Source organism: Staphylococcus sp. HMSC068C09 (assembly GCF_001813735.1).
Lineage (GTDB): Bacteria > Bacillota > Bacilli > Staphylococcales > Staphylococcaceae > Staphylococcus > Staphylococcus hominis.
This window is the reverse complement of record NZ_KV813737.1, coordinates 40735-60839: the sequence shown is the minus strand read 5'-3', so window position 1 is coordinate 60839 and position 20105 is coordinate 40735. Positions and strand designations below refer to the sequence as shown.

Annotated in this window: 17 protein-coding genes and 1 tRNA gene; 12 read left to right on the top strand and 6 right to left on the bottom strand. The window is 32.7% G+C overall.

Annotated elements, in window-relative coordinates; all coding sequences use genetic code 11:
• Positions 1-171 precede the first annotated feature (171 nt).
• From HMPREF2930_RS01730 to HMPREF2930_RS01720, 3 genes are all read left to right on the top strand, one after another.
• Positions 172-2181: a catalase gene (locus HMPREF2930_RS01730; protein ID WP_017174733.1), complete on the top strand. Its 2010-nt coding sequence runs from the start codon at positions 172-174 to the stop codon at positions 2179-2181.
• 196 nt (positions 2182-2377) lie between these two features.
• Positions 2378-2911 carry a VOC family protein gene (locus HMPREF2930_RS01725; protein ID WP_002449191.1) on the top strand — a complete coding sequence of 178 codons (534 nt, stop codon included), beginning with the start codon at positions 2378-2380 and terminating at the stop codon, positions 2909-2911.
• Between the two features lie 126 nt (positions 2912-3037).
• Positions 3038-3331, top strand: a complete 294-nt coding sequence (locus tag HMPREF2930_RS01720) for a hypothetical protein (protein ID WP_002449192.1) — start codon at positions 3038-3040, stop codon at positions 3329-3331.
• A gap of 216 nt (positions 3332-3547) precedes the next feature.
• Here HMPREF2930_RS01720 and lip read toward each other — a convergent pair whose 3' ends face one another.
• The 3 genes from lip to HMPREF2930_RS01705 all read right to left on the bottom strand — a co-directional run bounded on the left by lip (position 3548) and on the right by HMPREF2930_RS01705 (position 7963).
• Complete coding sequence (gene lip, locus HMPREF2930_RS01715; protein WP_017174735.1) at positions 3548-5815, bottom strand: YSIRK-targeted triacylglycerol lipase; 2268 nt, start codon at positions 5813-5815, stop codon at positions 3548-3550.
• 393 nt (positions 5816-6208) lie between these two features.
• The gene (locus HMPREF2930_RS01710; RefSeq protein ID WP_017174736.1) at positions 6209-7720 is read right to left on the bottom strand and encodes an MFS transporter; all 1512 of its coding nucleotides are present in this window, start codon (positions 7718-7720) and stop codon (positions 6209-6211) included.
• A 152-nt stretch (positions 7721-7872) separates the two neighbouring features.
• Positions 7873-7963: transfer RNA gene (locus HMPREF2930_RS01705), tRNA-Lys, on the bottom strand.
• Between the two features lie 218 nt (positions 7964-8181).
• Here HMPREF2930_RS01705 and HMPREF2930_RS01700 point away from each other — a divergent pair.
• Positions 8182-9054 (top strand): trypsin-like serine peptidase, encoded by an 873-nt coding sequence (locus HMPREF2930_RS01700; RefSeq protein ID WP_017174737.1) that lies wholly within the window; start codon positions 8182-8184, stop codon positions 9052-9054.
• A gap of 121 nt (positions 9055-9175) precedes the next feature.
• Positions 9176-10081: a hypothetical protein gene (locus tag HMPREF2930_RS01695; RefSeq protein ID WP_017174738.1), complete on the top strand. Its 906-nt coding sequence runs from the start codon at positions 9176-9178 to the stop codon at positions 10079-10081.
• Positions 10082-10107: 26 nt separating this feature from the next.
• Here HMPREF2930_RS01695 and HMPREF2930_RS01690 read toward each other — a convergent pair whose 3' ends face one another.
• Both HMPREF2930_RS01690 and HMPREF2930_RS01685 read right to left on the bottom strand, forming a co-directional pair.
• Positions 10108-10983, bottom strand: coding sequence for an HTH domain-containing protein (locus HMPREF2930_RS01690; RefSeq protein WP_017174739.1), 876 nt, complete (start codon positions 10981-10983; stop codon positions 10108-10110).
• A 118-nt stretch (positions 10984-11101) separates the two neighbouring features.
• Complete coding sequence (locus tag HMPREF2930_RS01685) at positions 11102-11956, bottom strand: oxidoreductase (RefSeq protein WP_017174740.1); 855 nt, start codon at positions 11954-11956, stop codon at positions 11102-11104.
• An 82-nt stretch (positions 11957-12038) separates the two neighbouring features.
• Here HMPREF2930_RS01685 and panB point away from each other — a divergent pair, with 82 nt between their 5' ends.
• The 4 genes from panB to HMPREF2930_RS01665 all read left to right on the top strand — a co-directional run bounded on the left by panB (position 12039) and on the right by HMPREF2930_RS01665 (position 15135).
• Positions 12039-12866 (top strand): 3-methyl-2-oxobutanoate hydroxymethyltransferase, encoded by an 828-nt coding sequence (gene panB, locus HMPREF2930_RS01680; RefSeq protein ID WP_017174741.1) that lies wholly within the window; start codon positions 12039-12041, stop codon positions 12864-12866.
• Positions 12850-13701, top strand: a complete 852-nt coding sequence (gene panC, locus HMPREF2930_RS01675) for a pantoate--beta-alanine ligase (RefSeq protein WP_017174742.1) — start codon at positions 12850-12852, stop codon at positions 13699-13701. Before panB ends, panC begins: the two co-directional genes overlap by 17 nt.
• A gap of 5 nt (positions 13702-13706) precedes the next feature.
• On the top strand, positions 13707-14090 hold the full coding sequence (gene panD / locus HMPREF2930_RS01670) for an aspartate 1-decarboxylase (protein WP_002449536.1): 384 nt from the start codon (positions 13707-13709) through the stop codon (positions 14088-14090).
• A 235-nt stretch (positions 14091-14325) separates the two neighbouring features.
• Complete coding sequence (locus tag HMPREF2930_RS01665) at positions 14326-15135, top strand: alpha/beta hydrolase (protein ID WP_070597210.1); 810 nt, start codon at positions 14326-14328, stop codon at positions 15133-15135.
• A gap of 104 nt (positions 15136-15239) precedes the next feature.
• Here HMPREF2930_RS01665 and HMPREF2930_RS01660 read toward each other — a convergent pair whose 3' ends face one another.
• Positions 15240-15911: a M15 family metallopeptidase gene (locus HMPREF2930_RS01660; RefSeq protein WP_017174744.1), complete on the bottom strand. Its 672-nt coding sequence runs from the start codon at positions 15909-15911 to the stop codon at positions 15240-15242.
• Between the two features lie 204 nt (positions 15912-16115).
• On the opposite strand from HMPREF2930_RS01660, the gene HMPREF2930_RS01655 reads away from it, so the two are divergent.
• The 3 genes from HMPREF2930_RS01655 (at position 16116) to HMPREF2930_RS01645 (ending at position 20038) form a co-directional block, all read left to right on the top strand.
• Positions 16116-16991: a hypothetical protein gene (locus HMPREF2930_RS01655; RefSeq protein WP_017174745.1), complete on the top strand. Its 876-nt coding sequence runs from the start codon at positions 16116-16118 to the stop codon at positions 16989-16991.
• A gap of 185 nt (positions 16992-17176) precedes the next feature.
• Positions 17177-18466 (top strand): arsenite efflux transporter membrane subunit ArsB, encoded by a 1290-nt coding sequence (arsB, locus tag HMPREF2930_RS01650; protein WP_025987165.1) that lies wholly within the window; start codon positions 17177-17179, stop codon positions 18464-18466.
• 177 nt (positions 18467-18643) lie between these two features.
• A complete protein-coding gene (locus HMPREF2930_RS01645) occupies positions 18644-20038 on the top strand; it encodes a YfcC family protein (RefSeq protein ID WP_017174747.1) in 1395 nt (464 codons plus the stop codon).
• The last annotated feature ends 67 nt before the right edge of the window (positions 20039-20105 follow it).

The following is a 20105-nucleotide window of genomic DNA, read 5'->3' as shown; positions in this document are numbered from 1 at the left end:
ATAAACGATTATAAAAGAAAGTTCTTTAAATAAAAATTTATGGGAATATATTTTTTCTTTAAAATGATTAATTCTTTTATAAATGGGAATAACTAACTGTATTCCGTAATAAGGAAACAATGTACATAACAATGTATTTACGATACCAATCTATATCTAGGAGAGATAAGTATGGATCAATCAAACAAAAACAAAAAACAACAACAATTAGATGAGTTAAGAAAAAATAATGATGGTACAGCAATGACTACAAATAGTGGTATGAAAGTAAGTGAAGATGAACATTCACTTACAGTAGGGGATAGAGGTCCGACTTTACTAGAAGACTTCCACTTCCGTGAAAAAATGATGCACTTCGACCATGAACGTATTCCTGAACGTGTGGTACATGCTCGTGGATTTGGGGCACATGGTGAATTCCAAGTGTATGAAGATTTAAGTGAATATACAAGTGCGGATTTCTTAACACACCCTGAAAAAACAACACCTGTCTTTGTGCGTTTCTCTACTGTACAAGGTTCTAAAGGATCTCCAGATACAGTACGTGACATTCGTGGTTTTGCTACTAAATTCTATACTGATGAAGGTAACTTCGATTTAGTAGGTAACAACGCACCTGTATTCTTTATTCAAGATGCAATTAAATTCCCTGACTTCGTACATGCATTAAAACCAGAACCACATAATGAAATGCCACAAGGTGGTTCAGCGCATGATACATTCTGGGATTTCATTGGTCAAAACCCTGAATCTATGCATGCAGTATTCTGGGCAATGAGTGATAGAGGTATTCCTAAAAACTTCCGTCAACAAGAAGGTTTTGGTGTACACACATTTAGACTTGTAAATAAAGAAGGTCAATCTTACTTTGTTAAATTCCACTGGAAACCTAAACAAGGTTTAGAAAGCTTAGTATGGGATGAAGCACAAATCTTACATGGTAAAGACATTGATTTCCATCGTAAAGATTTATATGAATCAATTGATAAAGGCGACTATCCTGAATGGGAATTAGGCTTACAAATTATCAAACCTGAACAAGAATTTGACTTTGATTTTGATATTTTAGATCCAACTAAATTATGGCCAGAAGATCAAGTACCTGTGAAAATCGTAGGTAAAATGACATTGAACCGTAATGTAGATAACGTCTTTGCAGAAACTGAACAAGTTGCGTTCCATCCTGCACATATCGTTCCAGGTATTGATTTCTCTAATGACCCATTATTACAAGGCCGTTTATTCTCTTACACAGATACACAAATTTCTCGTCTTGGCGGACCAAACTTTAACCAAATTCCTATTAACCGCCCAGTTGCAGAAGTTCATAATAATCAACGTGATGCAATGCATCAATCATATATTCATCAAGGTCAAACAGCCTACCATAAAAATGGCTTGAACAATAATGACCCTCATACGACACCTAAAGAACAAGGTGGTTTCGAGCATTATCATGAAAAAGTAGAAGGTTATAAAGTACGTCAACGTAGTGATAGTTTCAAAGATTACTATACTCAAGCTAAATTATATAAAAACAGCTTAACTGAAGCAGAACAACAACATTTAGCTGATGCATTTTCATTTGAAATTGGTAAATGTAAATCACCAGAAGTAAAGCAAAATGCTGTTAATCAAATTAATAAAGTTGATCGTAAATTAGCTGAATACGTAGCAAATAATGTAGGTGTAGAAGTTCCGGCAGAAAACGAAGAAGTGCAATCAGATGCTAAAGATAGCCAATTAACATTAGAAAAATTTGATATCCCACTAAAAGGACACTCTGTAGCAGTGCTTGTAAATGGTGATATTAGCGCTGAAACATTAAAATCATATGCAGAAGTATTTGTTAACAACGACTTAAACTATGCATTTGTTGGACAAACAGCTAAAAACCTTAATGATGACGAAATTGGTATTACTGAAACTTATAGCACAGCAAGTTCAACAGTATTTGATAGTGTAATCGTTCTTTCAGACGGTAAAGAAATGTTACCGACTGCGATTGACTTTGTTGAAATGAGCTATAATCATAAAAAACCTGTTGTAATCACTGAAGAAGCGAAAAATGTATTACAAAGTAATCGTATTGATTTAGATGCGCCTGGTGTTGTAGTATCTAGCGAACCACAAGCTATCCTTGACGCATTCAAACGTTACAGATATTTTGATAGAAAATAAGAAATGATTGTTTGAAAAAGCCTGAGACACAATGTGTTGTCTTAGGCTTTTTTAATATATTGGCAGTCGATGATTGAATTGAACATGCGTTTGTTCCAAATTCTTTTCAATCAACACAAGTTGGAGATACGTTACTGGAGTGGACGATAAATTCAAAATGAATGCTGTCTTGCACTCTTTTGAGTAAGGAGGAGATATGATGAATCGAGGTATTAATCATATTGGTCTTACGGTTCCTAGTATTGAAAAAGCCACTGCTTTTTTTAAACAGGGACTAGATGGAAAAATTGCATATGATAGTCAAACTAAAAATGATGAACCAAGAGGTGGCGAATATGTCGAGCATATCTTAGGGCTAGAAAAAGGAACTTCAATTATTCATAAACGCATGATGGTGTTTGGTTGTGGTCCTAATATTGAAATGTTTGAATTCCAACACGCTCAACAACATGAACCACAATCACTACAAGATATAGGTTTTACACATATTTCTTTTTATATTGAAAGTGACGAATTTGAACATGTATTAGAACGTGTCAAACAGGCAGGAGGAGAGCCACTATCTGAACCACATTCTAATACAAAATATGAGAATACAGAGAATAATAAAACCGTTTATATTCGAGCGCCATGGGGAAGCTTAATCGAACTTCAAACTGTGCCTAATGGTTTTTATTATCCAAAAGATAGTGAAGCGAAGGTATTTATTCCTAAAAGTAACGATGAGTAATAAAATGGACGCAGTAGTGCATTACATTTTTCGACAGTGACGATTTTGTGTACATTTTCTAGAAACAGGGTAATAAACTAGAAAGCCTATCAAATGGCTTAATGACAGTTTAAGGGAGTAGAACAAATGATTGATATTCAAATTCAAAAATGTGACTTAATTGAAGTAATTGAATCAATAATCAATGAAAAAGTCGAAGTTGACAATCAAGATGCATGTGAATATTTAGCGACTGAAATTGTGAATGGATTAGAAAGCTACAATAGTGAAGAAACTCAAGCAAATAATTTATTAGGATTGAATAGTGCATTACGTCATGAAGTCAAAGCTTCTAACCACTCTAAAAAGATCACACTTTCAGCAAATGAAGAAGCATTCTCGTCAAACGATAATAATGTAGATGTACGTTCATCTAACTAGACTGAAAAACTTACAGCACTTTATGACATCATGTTCTTACAAATCTTACATAATAAAAAGCACTTCCTAACGAGTGAAAATGTCTTCATCTCATTCGGAGGTGCTTTTATTTATATGAAATTAGAAAAATAATGCTTTAACTATTCTGAAGAAAGAACCAAGTAATTGAAAGACATCACCAGACATTAGACAACCACCTTTCCGCAAAAAATTATATTAAGCTTCGTTAGTTGAAGTTAGCGCTTCTGTTTGAACTAAATCATCTGCTAAATCATACCAAAACTGTTGTAGTTCTTCTCTTGAACGTTTTGTATCTGTACTGTCTTGACCTACAAAATCGACATGATCCCAGTCGTGTTTAGTAGGTGTTACTTGCCAAATACCTTTTTGATTTGTATCAGTTGCTTCTGTATAAGCTTGATTGAAAGGATGTTGAGATGAAATCACAGATACAAGACCATCATTTTCTCTCCATTCTTTTTCAGTAGCTTTACCAATCACATTTCCTGTCACTGTGAATGGTAAGAACATATTATAGTCTGCTTTTTGTTTTCCTATTAAAGTCGGATGCGTTGCCTCAGCTGTATACGTTTTATAAACGATATTTGGATTAAGTGATGTTTTGCGGTTAAGATCTGTCGCGCCATCACGTGTTAAATCATAAAAACCATTATCTTTAGATTGCCATAATTTAGAGTTTTTAACGCGTAAAAGGTAAGAGATGTAGCTTTCACCAGGTTGTTGTTTTAGACCCCATTGAGACAAACCGAAGTCTACACGTGAATTTTTATTACCTAATCGTTTACCTAAATCAAAAACCACTTGACGAACAAGTGCTTCATTTCCTAATTCATCTGCAGCGTGGGTACCATTATGCGGTGTGCCTAATGTTGTAATTGAAGAAACCATATTATCGTGTCCACCTTGTAGTAAAGGAGAAATGTCACCACCATGTGTTTTTTGGTATTCAATTTCTTCTTGACTACCATTTCTTAATAATTCTTCTAATTGACGAACAGTTTGTCCTCCCATACTATGACCAACTAGATGCACTTTTTGACCAGGTTGCCAATCTTTATAAACGCCTTCGTATGTTTTACCATAGCGTTCATGTCCATATCTTTCTGCATGTGCAGCACCATAATCTACAGTACCACCTTTAATATAGTAATAAAGTTCAACGGCACGGTCATAGTTACTACCAAATGCACTGATACTTGCTTCATAAGCGTTATAACCATTTTGTTCTAAATCTTGACGAATGTTTAATTTATCGCCGCCCCAATAATGTGATAAAACATTAGGATTGATATCATCAGTAAATCCATTAAAACCATGAACAAGAATGATTGGATCTTGGTTTTTGTATTGACCTTGTTTAGCAACTTTATTGGTTTGATCTTTTGTTTCTGTCGTACCTTGCTGTTGAGATGTATTATTTGTTGTTGCTACTGCATTATTAGCTAATGTCTCTAAGCCAGCCTGTGAATTTTTTTGATCTTTAGCATCTTTATGTCCAACAGTTTCATTTGTTGTACCGTCAATTGAGATCGCTTCATCTTTAGTGTTTAAAGTATTCACTGTAGGTGCAGCAGGATCTGTGGGTTGTTTAGCTGTCACTGTTTGTTTTGTTTCAGTTGTGTCTACAGTATCGTTTGTTTTTCCAGTAGATGGTGCCTCTACGTCATTATTTTTTATTGCATCCTGATTTACATTTGAATCTTGTTGAGTTTTTGATGGTGTTAATTCTTTACTCTCTGTTAGAGGTGTTGACTGAGATGTTTTTGTTGAATGACTGTCAGTTGTTTTTGAAGTATTGTCTTTTGTAGATGATGTGTTGGTTTCAGCAGTCGTTGTTTGAGTTGTTGTTTTCTCTTCTGTCGGACTTTCATTTGTCACGTTTTCTGAAGAGTGAGCTTGATTTTTAGTAGTTGATGTTTCAGTTGTGTTATCTTTTTTATCTGAGGCTAGTGTGTCTTTTTGAATTGTGTTTTTAGTCGATTCTTGTGTTTCAAGAGAAGGTTGCTCCTCTTTAGTTGAAACTGATTCAGGATCATCAGAAGATGTTTTTGTAGTTGATGCTTCTTCAGTTTCAGCTACTGAATGTTTTGTAGATTGATGAGTTACAATGTTGTCAGTTGTTCCTTCATTAGTATTTAATTGATCAGTGCTATCTTTAACTTGAGTTGAAGCTTTGTTTTCATTATGTAAGCGTTGTGCTTCATTTTCATTAGTTACTGATTGAGATGTAGAAGTAGCTTGTTCGTCAGATTGAACATTGTCTTGTTGTGTTTCTTGATTATCAGATTGTTTTTTATGATCCCCAATAGATTGTGCTACAGCTGATTCAGGATTTCCCACTTCCTGATGTGTTTCTGCTGCCTGTGCAGCACCGCCTCCCATAAATAGCAATGTCGCTACTAAAATGGATGATGCACCCACACTGAATTTACGAATACTGTATCTGTTTTCACTTTTTTTCATAAATAGCACCTCTATTAATTGTTTTTTGTTATAAAATATATAGATTAAATAAAAATATTAATTATTGAACGTGGAATAAATCCGAAAAGTTTACTAAATATCGCTTTAATATTTTCCAAAGTAACCATCCTTTCTTAACAGACAATTTAGAAAGCGTTTACAAATATGGCGAAAAATTGTCGTATGTAGAACAGAGCTACATATGAGATTCAACCATCAACGTTGTCTATTGAATGTAAATAGATAGTAACGCTATATGAAAGCGTTGTCAATAATCTGTCACAATTACATAGAGTAAATGTACATTTTAAGGATATATGAACTTGAAATGTGTAATAACATCGTAAACTAAGGAGCGAAATCCTAATAAAGTAAACTGTTCCTTAAAAATCATTACTTGTGTATATTCAAATGTAACTCGGGGTTTTTAGGCGAACGAGGTGGTGTAATACGTCTCCCTTTTCCAAGAGACATTTGGATAATCGATGATACTAACATAATCGAATTGAAAATAATCATTAGTAGAAATACTTTATGATCAGCATCAATAGCAATATCTTTTATACGCTTAATATAAATTGAAGTGTTTGTAATATTTTCTGTATAAACAGATTGTGTTCCTTTTTGAATATTATATTTAATCAGATAGGCAATCACTGGAACAAGAAATGCTGCCGCGTAGTTACGTATTGTGTGCATCGTTTGAGAACGCTGACCAGCTTGAAGTAAATCGCCATCTAATAATGTTGCCATAGCACCACTTACAAGTGTCATACTTGCACCAAAACCAAGTAGGAAACCTTGAATATAAAGTAAATGAATATTTACAATATCATGTAAAATCATCCAATGAACACTGACATAAAGTAATGCTGATGAGCCTAATGTGCCTAAAACACCAGCTCCCACTGCACTATAGATAAACATTTTAATAAATCCTGTCACAATGACACCTATGAAAAAGAATAAATAAAAATGTAAAGATATAGTGAAAGGTAATTTTAAGATTCTAATTATATACACATTAATTCCTGCAATACCACATAATAAGGCTAAATGTGAAGATATAGCCATTGTTGCACCAACAAGTGGTTTCTTTGTTAATAACGTTTTAAAGTGAACAAATGGATGTTTTGCTTCGTGATTAAAAACTACAAAATTTACAATGAATAAAATTGCTATAATTAGGATAGGCCAGACCCAGAGAGACCCGTACCCTTTTTGTGTAAGCATCCCCATCGGTAGCGTAAGAGCAATCGTACTAAGAACTAATGAAATAATCATAGGACGACTAATATGAATAGGTTCAGAATGTTGATATTCTTCTTTTGTTAAGAATATTGAACCTAAAATAAGACATAAGATAGCTGAAATAATATTAATAATAAAGATCCAATGCCAACGATCTAATTCTAAAGATAGACTACCTGATAGACCTCCCAATGCATTTGCGCCAAATAAACCTACAATAACCATTAATAAGAATACATTGCGGTATTGTTTAGGGAAATTGAGAAAGAGTTTTGGTAAAAGTGTGAAGAATAAGACGCCGGTACTTAAACTTTGTAACCCTTTAGCAATAGATAAAATAATTAAGTCGAAGGAAAAAAGCCCAATAATCGAGCCGATTAAAAATAGAGTTACAAAGAATAAAAAATTACGTCTAAACCCGAATTTGTGTGTCAATGTATGTCCAAGTGGCACGCCAAGTGCAAAGGCAAAGTTAGCAATCACAGAAGGTATAATGAGATATTGAGAACCTATACCAAATGATGTTTGTAAAATACCTTGATTTAAACTATAAGCCAAATTTGAAAAATATTGTGAACCAATGCCGAAGATAGTTAGTATGCCAAGTATTGATATTTCTAGCATTTTTCCTTTTTTAGATGACCAAAAGTCCATTTTTTTCACTCCGATATATGAATATGGTGTATCGTCATTTCGCAACTTAACTATTGTACTCTTATAAATGGGAAAAATAAATAAGAGTGTCTTATATATAAAATATGAAATAAAAAGAAACCTAAGAATTTAATCTTAGGTTTCTTAGATAGCGGAGGGAGAAGGATTTGAACCAACGCGAGCTAAAAGCTCCTACTAACCATAAAATGGTTAGCCTCTTAAGCCAGGCTTGAGTATCCCTCCATAATTTTACTTTAATACTATACTATATATTTTGAAGTTTGTAAAGAAAAATATTTTTTATGTAAATAATTTATAAATGTACATTAAAGTTAAAAATAAATTGTTTTATAAAAAAGACGCATACTGTCCTTTGTTTGTTTTATAATATTGATGTACATATTTTATTTTAAACATAAAACCAATTCATTTTTAAATGGAAGAAAGCAGGGGACAAATTAATGCTAAAATCTAAATTTGGTAAATCATTAGTAGCGAGTGTCGTTATTGGTGCCAGTGTACTAGGATATTCTGCCCAACATCAAGAGGCTAAAGCTGTAGAAACCAACTATTATTATGACGGGATACAAAGAGGATCATATCAAGCGTATTTAAAAGCGAAAAAAATTAGTAACAGCAGTATTTCAATCCAACGCTATCCAAATGGCTCACAAAATAATTTAAAGGCGATTGGCCGTGTATCTAATTTAAATGGCTGGAAAAAAGGCTCTCGCGATGCATCTGTAAGAAAGCAAGATTCTATGGGAACAGGAACAGTGATTGGGGCACATACATTTGTAACCAATGCACATGTTATCGATGATCAATATGGTCGTGCAGCGGCTCCGAAATATATTAAATTTCAAATGAATCGTGATGGAAGTCGTATGCCATATGTTTTCCAAGCAACAGAAGTGATTAAAGTACCACAATATGATATTGCAGTGGTTCACACAAAACAAAATATGTCTAAATATGTGAAACCAGTTAAAATTGCAACGGATTCAGAGATTAAACAATTGAAATTCAATTCGCCACTTTATTCATTAGGATATCCATGGCAATATAACGACAACACAAAAGCGTATTTTAATAAACTTCGTGTAACTCAATTCTCAACAAATGGTACAGAGATTCAAACGAAAGATATTTTTAGATCAGGTGCTTCAGGCTCACCAATGTTAAATAGTACATTTACAAAAATGTATGGCTTAAGAACATATGGATATAACTTAATGGGTGGTTCAACGGATGCTTATGCTAAACAAGAAATGTCTGGTGGCGAATCGTTTAAAGGATATGCTGGTCGTTTCGTACGTCAACATATTAAGTAATTAATATAAAAAGTACATGCTTTAGATAATGAAGTGTGTACTTTTTCATAACGACATACAATGTCTGTTTAATATTGTAAGTTAAGGTATATATTTTTTTATTTTAAAAGGAGCGAAATAAATGAAGAAACATTACTTAGCTATCGGCGCTATAACGGCGACAACTTTACTTGCAGGTTGTGATTTAGGAGATATGATTGGGCTCAATAATTCTAGTGAAAAATCAGAACATACGACATCACAAAGTAACCAATCATCAAATAAAAACACTTCAGATAATGATAACAATAATACCCAACAAGATAGTAATAAAAGTTCAAATGATAACAATCAACAAGAAAATAAAACAAATAGTAATGTCGACAACTTATCTCAAGCTGAAAAAGTAGCGTTAGCTTTAAATGATCCTTCAGTGTCAGATTATGCTATTAACGCAAATGAATTAAGAAATCATAGTTATCTTGAACAAGGAAATGTGAGTAAAATTCATAAAAATATTGATACATACAAACTAGCTTCTATGGATTATCCTATTAATGGTTCACCATCTGGAATGGTATTTTACAGCGCATCTCCTTCGAGAGGAGCTTTTGTAACAGTTATTGGAGTAAGTAACGATAAAGTACTCGTGGCAGGTACACAATACGATGCAAACTATCAACAATTAAGAGATAACGGTAAAGAATTGGATGTAAGTACATTATATGATAAATATAATAATTCTGATTATGAAGAAATAGCAAAACAAATAGTATTTGCAGGAAGTCAAAGATCGTTAAATACTGATTCTGACGAATCTTCATCTACTGAAAAGGTAACACGTGCAAACGTCATTGATAAGGTAGAAGATTATGAAGGTCATCAATTAGATACAGAGACGTACACATATAAAGAACCAGAACAAGATGAAAACGGAGATTGGGGCTTCTCAATTTTAGATAAAAATGGAGATTTAGTTGGCTCATATATCGTTACTTCTGACGGCATAGTGACAAAATATGATGAACATGGAGATCCAATTGATTAATAAAAAGCAACAGCTGATTTTAATGGTCAGCTGTTGTTTTCTGTGTAAGTACGTTTAATTTCATCTAAACGGTCAATAAAACTATCGATATATGATTCCGGAGCGATAATTTTTGCTAAAGGAGCAAGTTGATAAGCAATGTAATAAGCATCAAACCGTGTGCAATTTACCCATGCCAAAATGGTGTCTTCATTACGTGAAACAATCTCTTTAATTGAAAATTGTTGTTTAAATTGATTCCAAATGGTTGTACTCGTTTCAAATAATACTGCATTATTCGCGAAGTCTTTAGAAAATTTTGTATCTAGAACGTGTAAGGATTGTATCGATTTCAAAGAAACGGTATGTATTTTATGTTGAAATTCGTAAGTAAACCAATAATCATAATGCATATACAAAATAGATAATGGTTTAATAGTCATTTTGTTATGATCTACTTCAATACGCACTCTATGTTTATTGACGATTGCTTTTTGAAGGTCCATTAATCGTTTTCCAGGAAGTAAATCATCACGTACTTTGAATTGATGTAACATCGTCATCAAAATATGTTTATCTTCTATTCTGACAGACGACATCGCATGTAGGAAAAATTTGTAAATATCGTAATGAAGAATAGGTGTGAGACTTTGTAACTTAATGAGTAAACTTAGTACACCAAGACTTTGTTTGTTCGTAGTATCATGGGTGAGTTCATAACCACCTAATTGATAATTATAGACAATTTTAGTATGATTGCTTCTCCAAAAATGACTTTCATAAAAAAATGTATTAATTGTATTAATATCACGTTGAATAGATTTTTTGCTGACATTTGTAAAGCGATCTAAGTCTTCTTGAGTGACAACATGACCATTTAATAATAATGTCAAAATATTAAGTATACGTGTTGCTTTATCCAAAGATATATCTCCCTTTTATTAAAGTGAAAAAATTTTCAAAAATAATGATATAGCTTGTAATAGAGTTTGTTACTATATAATTTGACAAAATATTAATAGTTAAACATTGATTTTAACATTAATATTGAATGGATAAAGAATGGTGAGACCGTAATAATGCATAAACTGTATCTAACGATGGCGTAGAGAGGTGATGTGTTCTAGCCTTACGGTAAATAAAACCTTGAATTGCTTCTACTTCAAGGGGCTGATGATTTATAACATCATAATACATACTTGTCCCCATATGATCTGGATAACCAGCATAGATATGCATAATATCTTCAACAATCGTGTCGGGTAATGTAATACCTTCTGCCATAGCGACTTGTTTACCTTCTTCTAATAAGCGTGTGCATAATTGATAGACTTCTGGAATTTTTAAAATTTGTGCAGTGTTGCCACCTAAAGCAGTAATCGAATTAACACCAAGATTGACAAGTAATTTATACCAAATCGTTGTTTCTATGTGATCTTCTAATATAAGTTCTATTTTAGTGTGTTCTAAATAGTGTTTAAGCTGTTCAGTCCGACGATCATGCTGAATATGCAAACGGTAATCTCTGAAATGGATCACTTCATCGTCTTTTTTCTGCCCACTAATATAGACCACAGCTTGGTAGACATATTTAAATGGTAAAGTTGAACGTAAACCATATCCATTTTGAGCTAAAATAATCGTTGTCTCATCATGAGTAAGACGGTTTAAGTCTGGAACTAAAGATTCAAGTTGATGTGTTTTGACTGCCACGATAATCACATCGAAGGGGTCAGTCATAGACTTAATATCTTTAACAATAATATGTTGATTTGCAGGTTGAAAGTGAATGGACTTATTTGTTCTTCCAAGTAATGTGATATGAGGTAATACTTGTTGTAATTCGTAGGCAATCGTCGTACCTACAGCGCCTGGTCCAATAATCGCAATACGCATTTATAACTTTCCTTTCTTTAAAATATTACATATAATTATACGTGATATTATTGAGATAATGTTATAGGAGATCGATAAAATAATGAAAAATTTGTCAAAACTTATGGAAATGAAGCAAAATGGTACAAAAATTTCAATGGTTACAGCATACGATTATCCCAGTGCAAAACAAGCGCAACAAGCCAATATTGATATGATTCTAGTTGGTGATTCGCTAGGAATGACAGTCTTAGGTTATGATACAACCACTCAAGTTACTTTAGATGATATGATTCATCATGGTAAAGCTGTTCGTCGAGGCGCCGATGATACATTTATCGTTGTAGACTTACCTATCGGAGCGGTAGGCGTAAGTGCGGAACATGATTTAAATCATGCGATAACGTTATATCAACAAACCAATGCGAATGCATTAAAAGCAGAAGGTGCCCATTTAACTGACTTCATTAAAAAATCGACACAAATGGGTATTCCAATTGTTGCACATCTTGGTTTAATGCCACAAAGTGTCGGTGTTATGGGTTACAAGTTACAAGGTGGTACAAAAGACGCAGCAGAACAACTTATTCGTGATGCACATGCCGTTCAAGAAGCAGGTGCAGTGGCGTTAGTATTAGAAGCTATTCCAAGTGACTTAGCTGGATTAATTAGTAAACAATTAGACATTCCAGTTATTGGTATTGGGGCAGGTAAAGATACAGACGGACAAGTATTGGTGTATCACGATATGTTAAATTATGGCGTAGAACGTTATGCTAAATTCGTAAAACAGTTTGCAGATTTATCTGTAGGCATTGATGGTATGAAGCAATATGATAAAGAAGTGAAAGCAGGAGCATTTCCTGCAGAAGCACATACGTATAAGAAAAAAGTATTAGATGAGGTTAATAAAAATGACACAAGTAATTAATACTGTAAAAGAGATGCAAACAATCGCACAACGCATAAAAGCGTCTGGTCAATCAATAGGTTTCATTCCAACAATGGGTGCGCTTCATGAAGGACATTTAAGTATGATGCGACGTTCAGTTGAAGAAAACGATGTGACAGTCATTAGTGTATTTGTAAATCCATTACAATTTGGACCTAATGAAGATTATGATGCATATCCTCGCCAAATTGATAAGGATGTTTCTTTAGTTAAAGCTATTCATGTCGATTATGTATTCCATCCTTCCGTTGAAGAGATGTATCCAGATGAATTAGGCATCACATTAAAGGTGGGACGTCTAGGGGAAGTCTTAGAAGGCCCACAACGTCCTGGACATTTTGATGGTGTCGTTACAGTAGTTAATAAATTATTTAATATCGTAAGTCCTAATAAAGCCTATTTTGGTAAAAAAGATGCACAACAATTAGCAATTATTGAGAAAATGGTAAAAGATTTTAATCATCCTATTGAAATTGTCGGCGTCGATATAGTACGTGAAGACGATGGACTGGCGCGTAGTTCTCGTAATGTGTATTTGACTGATGAAGAACGTAAAGAAGCGGTTCATCTAAGTAAAAGTTTAAAATTAGCCAAAGACATGTATGCAGAAGGTGAACGTCGAAGTCATATACTTGTAGGTGCAATAAAAACATACTTACAAGAACATACAAGCGGTCATATCGACGAAGTCGCAATTTATAGTTATCCTGAACTTGAAGTTGTTAATGAAATAAATGGTCAAATTTTTATTGCTTTAGCTGTCAAATTTTCTAAAGCACGTTTAATAGATAATATTATTTTAGGGAGTAAATAGAGAAAATGATTAGAACAATGATGAATAGTAAAATTCATAGAGCACGTGTCACAGAATCCAATTTAAATTATGTAGGAAGTATCACGATCGATGCCGATATTTTAGATGCGGTTGATATTCTTCCAAATGAAAAGGTTGCTATTGTAAACAATAATAATGGAGCACGTTTCGAAACATATGTGATTGCGGGTGAACGTGGTAGTGGAAAAATTTGTCTCAATGGTGCTGCATCTCGCTTAGTAGAAGTAGATGATATTGTTATTATTATGACTTATGTACAGTTGGACGAACGTGAATTAATCGATCATGCACCTAAAGTAGCGATTATGAACGAAAATAATGAAATAATTCAAATGATTCATGAAAAAGAAAATACAATAATTAAGTAATTAAGTGAGCGTGCAGTCTTAAAGAGATTATTTTGGAAAGACTAGCACGCTTTTTATATATTAAGAGTATAGAGTTATGAGTTTTTTAGAAAGTTTTGATGCATAGTGATGTTATTATGGGAAAAATAAGAGGAAAACCATCAAACGAAATAAGAATATTAAGAGGTTTTATATGTGTTTATTCTAATTAACGAAGGGTAGATACGAGTAAAGGTAAATAAAAGGGATGATAAAAATGAATTATATAAAATATTTAGAATCAAAAGATGGAACTAAACTCTATACAAAAGTTAATGAAGTTAAAGAAAGTAAAGCAAATATTATAATTGCACATGGTCTTGCAGAGCATCTAGACCGTTATGATGAATTGGTCGCGTTTTTAAATGAGCATCATTATAATGTCGTTCGTTTTGATCAACGTGGTCATGGGCGTTCTGAAGGTAAGAGAGTATTTTATAGTCATGTGGATGAAATCATTGATGACTTGGATAGGATAATTAACTACACTAAGGAGAATTATAGTGGAAGAGTATTTTTAATCGGACATAGTATGGGAGGTTACGCGGTAACTTTATTTGGTACCAAATACCCTAATAAAGTAGATGGCATTATTACTTCTGGCTCACTAACGCGCTATAATAAAAGTACATTCGGAGAGCCAGATAAAAATATTTCAGCAGATACATATGTCAAAAATGAACTGGAAGACGGTGTTTGTTCTGACGAAGAAATTATCCAAAAATATAGAGATGATGATTTAGTCGCTAAAGAGATTTCTATAGGCCTCATATTTACCCTGATGGATGGTATTGCCTATCTAAAAGAACATCCAAGCCATTTTATAGATCCAGTACTCATCTTACATGGTAAAGAAGATGGTCTCGTAAGCTATAAAGATTCTATCGATTTATATAATGAAATTGCTTCTAAGAAAAAGTCTCTGTATATTTATGAAAATTTACAACATGAAATTTTCAATGAGTCGTCATATAATCAAAGTATTTTTAGAGATATCATTGATTGGTTGGATAGTAAAAATAGATAAAATATGATGTTTGACGTGAAACAATGAAGTTAATATTAAAACAACCATGAGTAGGAGTATTCTCACTCATGGTTTTTAATTGACTAATAATATGTGTGGCGAAGTTATTTTAATCCTACATATTCTTCTAAAGTTTTACCAGATTGATATACTTTGGTTGCAGTATCTTTTCCTAAATAACGTAAATGCCATGGTTCGTATTGATAACCAGTAATTTTTTCTTTTCCTTTAGGATATCTCACGATAAAGCCGTATTTATGTGCGTTTTTCGCAATCCATTGCCCTTCTTTTGTTTTTCCGAAACTTGCATATAAGTTTTTATCTGAATTAACGCCACCGATGTCAAATGTAAGACCTGTTTGATGTTCTGAGTAGCCAGGACGTGCGCTATATTTATCTGCAGCTTTTTTACCATCGCGTGCAGCATAACGATTGTATAGTTGAACTTGAGTAGGATAACTTCTGTAGCCACTCATTTTGTATAAGTTAATACCCTCTTTTTGTGCAGCACTAAATAATTGTTGTAAGGCTTGTTGGGCTTTTGGATCTTCACCAGGATTATAATTTGAAGGAAGACCTATATTTTTATTTACAATTAAAATACCATCGATATATGTACGACCCTCTTTAATAACTTTTTTATGTTTTTGTTGATTGTCATCACTTTTATTAGTTTGAGATGTTTGTTTAGTATTATTTTCATTTTCATCATTACTATGTGAGCAAGCTGAAAGTAATAAAGCGCTTGTCATTAGGACTGCAGAGAATTTTTTCATGCTTAAACTCCTTTAAATTTTAATTACTATAAACAATAATGAAACATTGTACACAGTGTAACATAGTTTTTTAATTATATAAGATACAACTTTTATGAAAAAATGGTATTTTAACAAAATTTATATTTATCTTCCTCTTCAAATAATGTATAAATAATGTATAGTATATTAGTAAAATAAGAAGAATGTATGAGGGGCCAATAGATGAAAAAATTTTTATTTTTGGGTAGTATCATGATGATGTTATTAGCTGCTTGTAGTACGCATGAATCTTCAAAAGAAGATAATAAATCAAAATCAAATCAAAATAACGTTCAAAAAGCTAAAAAGAACGAATCAGATAAAAAAGATGAAACGTCATTAACCAATACGTCTAAATTATCAACGAAAGAACGATTAGCATTAGCATTCTGTATTGATGGTGTCGATCAATATACATTGACTAAAAATGAAATTCTAACTGGAATTTATGAATATAGATTACCTACGGGCAAACATAATTATAAATTAGTTGATTTTACATTGGTTAAAGTGAAACAACCAGTAAAACATGCACCAAAACATATGCAGTTCTTTACGGTTTATCCAGATAAAAGTACCTATCAAGCGCTAATTGGAGTTAATAAAGATACAGTTTATGTAGGACGTATGCAAAAAGGTACATTGGATTATAACGATTTACTTGATAAAGGAAAAGAAGCTAGTTTAGAAGAAGTATATAAACATAATAAAGATAATAAAGCTTTACCAGAACTTATAAGTAAAATGCATATTTCAAACTCGTTACCTGATAGTGCTAATGATAATGGGAATCCGTTAGCTTCAAATGATTTAGAAAAATCTGGTAGTGTCAATACGCGTTATCGTAACGAAGTGTATCAATTAATTTCTGATTTTGATGACGTAGAATTAAAAAAATCAGGTTATTTATGGGATGATGTCAAAATGACAGATCATAATGGTAACTGGATTGTGAACTATCGTAACAAAAAAGGCGAGATTCTAGGTACATATAGAATGAAACACGGAAAAATTCAAAAATTAGATGAAAATGGCAAAATGGTAAAAGAAGAAAAATAAATGAATTGTTAATAAAACGTTGTGAGATGTTTAAATTAAGACATTTTACAACGTTTTTCTGTTTATTATGATACGATGAATAAGATTGTAGGAGGTTCGGAGCAAATGAAATATAAAAATACAACATTTCATTTTTCAAGGAATACATGGCAGTATTTAAAGTATAAAAGTGGTGATGATAGATGATGACTTTTTTAGCCATTACCATTTTTGTACTCACATTAATTTTTGTAATTTGGCAACCCAAAGGATTAGATATTTCGATTACTGCTGTTATTGGTGCAGTTGTAGCACTTCTGACGGGCGTAGTAGGATGGTCAGATGTTATGGAAGTGACGAGTATAGTATGGAATGCAACGCTAACATTTGTGGCTATTATTCTTATTTCACTTATTTTAGATGAAATTGGCTTTTTTGAATGGGCAGCACTTCATATGGTAAAGGCATCTCAAGGCGATGGACGAAAGATGTTTATTTTCATTATGATACTTGGAGCGATAGTAGCAGCATTTTTTGCGAATGATGGGGCAGCACTTATTCTCACTCCTATAGTATTAGCAATGGTACGTCACTTAGGTTTCAAAGAAAAGATGGTATTTCCATTTATTATCGCCAGTGGCTTTATTGCGGATACTACATCCTTACCGTTTACAGTGAGTAATTTAGTAAATATTGTTTCAGCAGATTATTTTAATATTGGATTTATAGAATATTTAAGTCGTATGATACTTCCAAATATATTTTCATTAATCGCAAGTATTGTTGTATTGTGGCTTTATTTTAAAAAGGCAATGCCAAAGCAAGTGGATATAACAAAAATGAAGGCACCTCAATTAGTTATTAAAGATGCTTCATTATTCCGTATATCGTGGTTCGTATTAGTTTTATTACTTATAGGTTATATGATGAGTGAGTTTGTTCGTGTGCCTGTCTCTATTATTGCAGGTAGTATTGCTTTTATTTTTCTTATTTTAGCGGCGAAATCGAATGCCGTTCCAGTTAGAAAAGTTGTAAAAGGCGCACCATGGAATATTGTTATATTTTCACTGGGAATGTACTTAGTTGTCTTTGGTTTGAAAAACGTGGGAATCACTCATGTGTTAGGTCATATATTTTCAAATATCGCGCATCAAGGTTTATTTACTAGTATTATGGGTGTTGGTTTTATCTCAGCTATACTCTCTTCAATAATGAATAATTTACCTACCGTACTCATTGATGCGATTGCCATTCATCAATCAGCAGTTACTGATGTACTCAAAGAGGGAATGATATATGCTAACGTAATAGGTTCAGATTTAGGACCTAAAATTACACCGATTGGTTCTTTAGCTACATTGTTATGGCTTCATGTTTTAGCTCAAAAAGGAATTAAAATATCATGGGGCACCTATTTTAAAACAGGTATCGTTATTACCCTTCCAGTTTTATTCATGACCTTACTAGGTTTATATTTAACATTAAAATTGATATAGACAGACTTATTAAAAAGAAGCCAAAAATGATATGATTTTTGGCTTTTGTTATATAAAAAAAAAAGTTTAAAATTATTAAAAATGTAATATTATCATTTTTGTTTAAATAGGTTATGATAAATTATATATATTTTGATTTTTGATTCATATGTAATGAATAACAAGGGGATGACATAAATGAAAAAGAATAAAACTGGAAAGTTTAAACTAGAAATGCCGCACACCTATGCAATATTAATGTTGATTATAGTAATTTCCTGGTTACTTACTTATATTATTCCTGCTGGAGAATATGCGAGAGAAAAGAAAAACGGACAAACCATAGTTATTCCTGGTACCTATCACACAGTATCTTCAGAACATCTAAATTTTTTGAATATATTTAGAGCTGTCCCAGAAGGATTGATTAGTGGGGGAGAAATTGTTTTTTATGTATTTTTAGTGGGTGGCGCTTTTGGAATTGTCCACAAAACAGGTGCTTTTGAAAATGGTGTAAATAAAGCTATGAGAGTTTTGGGAAAAGCCAACTTTTTAATGATCCCACTAACGATGATCATCTTTTCAATATTAGGTTTTACAATAGGTTTAGCTGAAGAAACTATTATATTTGTTCCCATTGGTATTATTATTGCTCGTACCTTAGGTTATGATGCATTAACCGGTGCTGCCATGGTTATTTTGGGGGCAGCTAGTGGTTTTAGTGGGGGCATGTTAAATCCTTTTACAGTTGGGGTGGCTCAAACAGTTGCTGAACTTCCAATGTTTTCAGGTTGGGGCCTTCGAACTATCATATATCTTTTTATATTAGCAACGGCCATTTCAACTGTAATGTTATATGCTAGTAAAGTTAAAAAAGATAAAACTAAAAGTATTGTGTATCATTTAGAAAAAGAAGAAGGACAAGTTAATCAAGACATCGATTATCAACACTTTAGTAAAAAACAAGCATTTAGTTTAATGATTATTATGGCAACTATCCTCTTCAATATATTTGGTATTTTTAAATTTGGATGGAGTTTCAATGAAATGAGCGCTAATTTCTTATTTGCAGGAATTTTAGCGGGCTTAGTAGGTGGCTTAGGGTTTAATGGTACGTTTGATGCTTTAGTAGATGGAATGAAAAATATTCTATTTGGAGCAATGATTGTTGGTATCGCAAAAGGAATTATCGTACTGTTAGAAAATGGGAAAATCATAGATACCATTGTTCATGCATTGACGACCTTATTATCAGATGTACCAACGTCATTAGTGATTATAGCTATGTTTATTTTACAATTCATTCTTAATTTCTTTATTCCATCAGGTTCGGGTCAAGCATTAACGACGATGCCTTTAATGGTTCCTATCTCTGATTTGTTACATATTAATCGTCAGCTTACTGTCTTAGCCTTCCAATATGGTGATGCAATAAGTAATATTCTATTTCCTACATCAGCAATTTTAATGGGAGCTCTAGCTGTAGGTAAAATTTCTTATACTGAATGGTTGAAGTTTGTATGGAAACCTATATTAATATGGATAATTATATGTAGCGTTGCTATGTCTATTGCTTTAGTAATAGGATACTAAAAAAATAAGGTAAGACTGACGGTTGTCTGAAGTTAGTGAGATGGATGTCTTGAAAATCTTGTGAAAA

What these genes read in the sequence shown, in the direction of transcription:
- HMPREF2930_RS01710 (WP_017174736.1), bottom strand. Translation starts at nt 7,720, where the DNA reads ATGGACTTTTGGTCATCTAAAAAAGGAAAAATGCTAGAAATATCAATA.
- HMPREF2930_RS01695 (WP_017174738.1), top strand. Translation starts at nt 9,176, where the DNA reads ATGAAGAAACATTACTTAGCTATCGGCGCTATAACGGCGACAACTTTA.
- HMPREF2930_RS01730 (WP_017174733.1), top strand. Translation starts at nt 172, where the DNA reads ATGGATCAATCAAACAAAAACAAAAAACAACAACAATTAGATGAGTTA.
- HMPREF2930_RS01645 (WP_017174747.1), top strand. Translation starts at nt 18,644, where the DNA reads ATGAAAAAGAATAAAACTGGAAAGTTTAAACTAGAAATGCCGCACACC.
- HMPREF2930_RS01665 (WP_070597210.1), top strand. Translation starts at nt 14,326, where the DNA reads ATGAATTATATAAAATATTTAGAATCAAAAGATGGAACTAAACTCTAT.
- HMPREF2930_RS01655 (WP_017174745.1), top strand. Translation starts at nt 16,116, where the DNA reads ATGAAAAAATTTTTATTTTTGGGTAGTATCATGATGATGTTATTAGCT.
- HMPREF2930_RS01660 (WP_017174744.1), bottom strand. Translation starts at nt 15,911, where the DNA reads ATGAAAAAATTCTCTGCAGTCCTAATGACAAGCGCTTTATTACTTTCA.
- lip (WP_017174735.1), bottom strand. Translation starts at nt 5,815, where the DNA reads ATGAAAAAAAGTGAAAACAGATACAGTATTCGTAAATTCAGTGTGGGT.
- panC (WP_017174742.1), top strand. Translation starts at nt 12,850, where the DNA reads ATGACACAAGTAATTAATACTGTAAAAGAGATGCAAACAATCGCACAA.
- HMPREF2930_RS01720 (WP_002449192.1), top strand. Translation starts at nt 3,038, where the DNA reads ATGATTGATATTCAAATTCAAAAATGTGACTTAATTGAAGTAATTGAA.
- HMPREF2930_RS01700 (WP_017174737.1), top strand. Translation starts at nt 8,182, where the DNA reads ATGCTAAAATCTAAATTTGGTAAATCATTAGTAGCGAGTGTCGTTATT.
- arsB (WP_025987165.1), top strand. Translation starts at nt 17,177, where the DNA reads ATGACTTTTTTAGCCATTACCATTTTTGTACTCACATTAATTTTTGTA.
- panB (WP_017174741.1), top strand. Translation starts at nt 12,039, where the DNA reads ATGAAAAATTTGTCAAAACTTATGGAAATGAAGCAAAATGGTACAAAA.
- HMPREF2930_RS01725 (WP_002449191.1), top strand. Translation starts at nt 2,378, where the DNA reads ATGATGAATCGAGGTATTAATCATATTGGTCTTACGGTTCCTAGTATT.
- panD (WP_002449536.1), top strand. Translation starts at nt 13,707, where the DNA reads ATGATTAGAACAATGATGAATAGTAAAATTCATAGAGCACGTGTCACA.
- HMPREF2930_RS01685 (WP_017174740.1), bottom strand. Translation starts at nt 11,956, where the DNA reads ATGCGTATTGCGATTATTGGACCAGGCGCTGTAGGTACGACGATTGCC.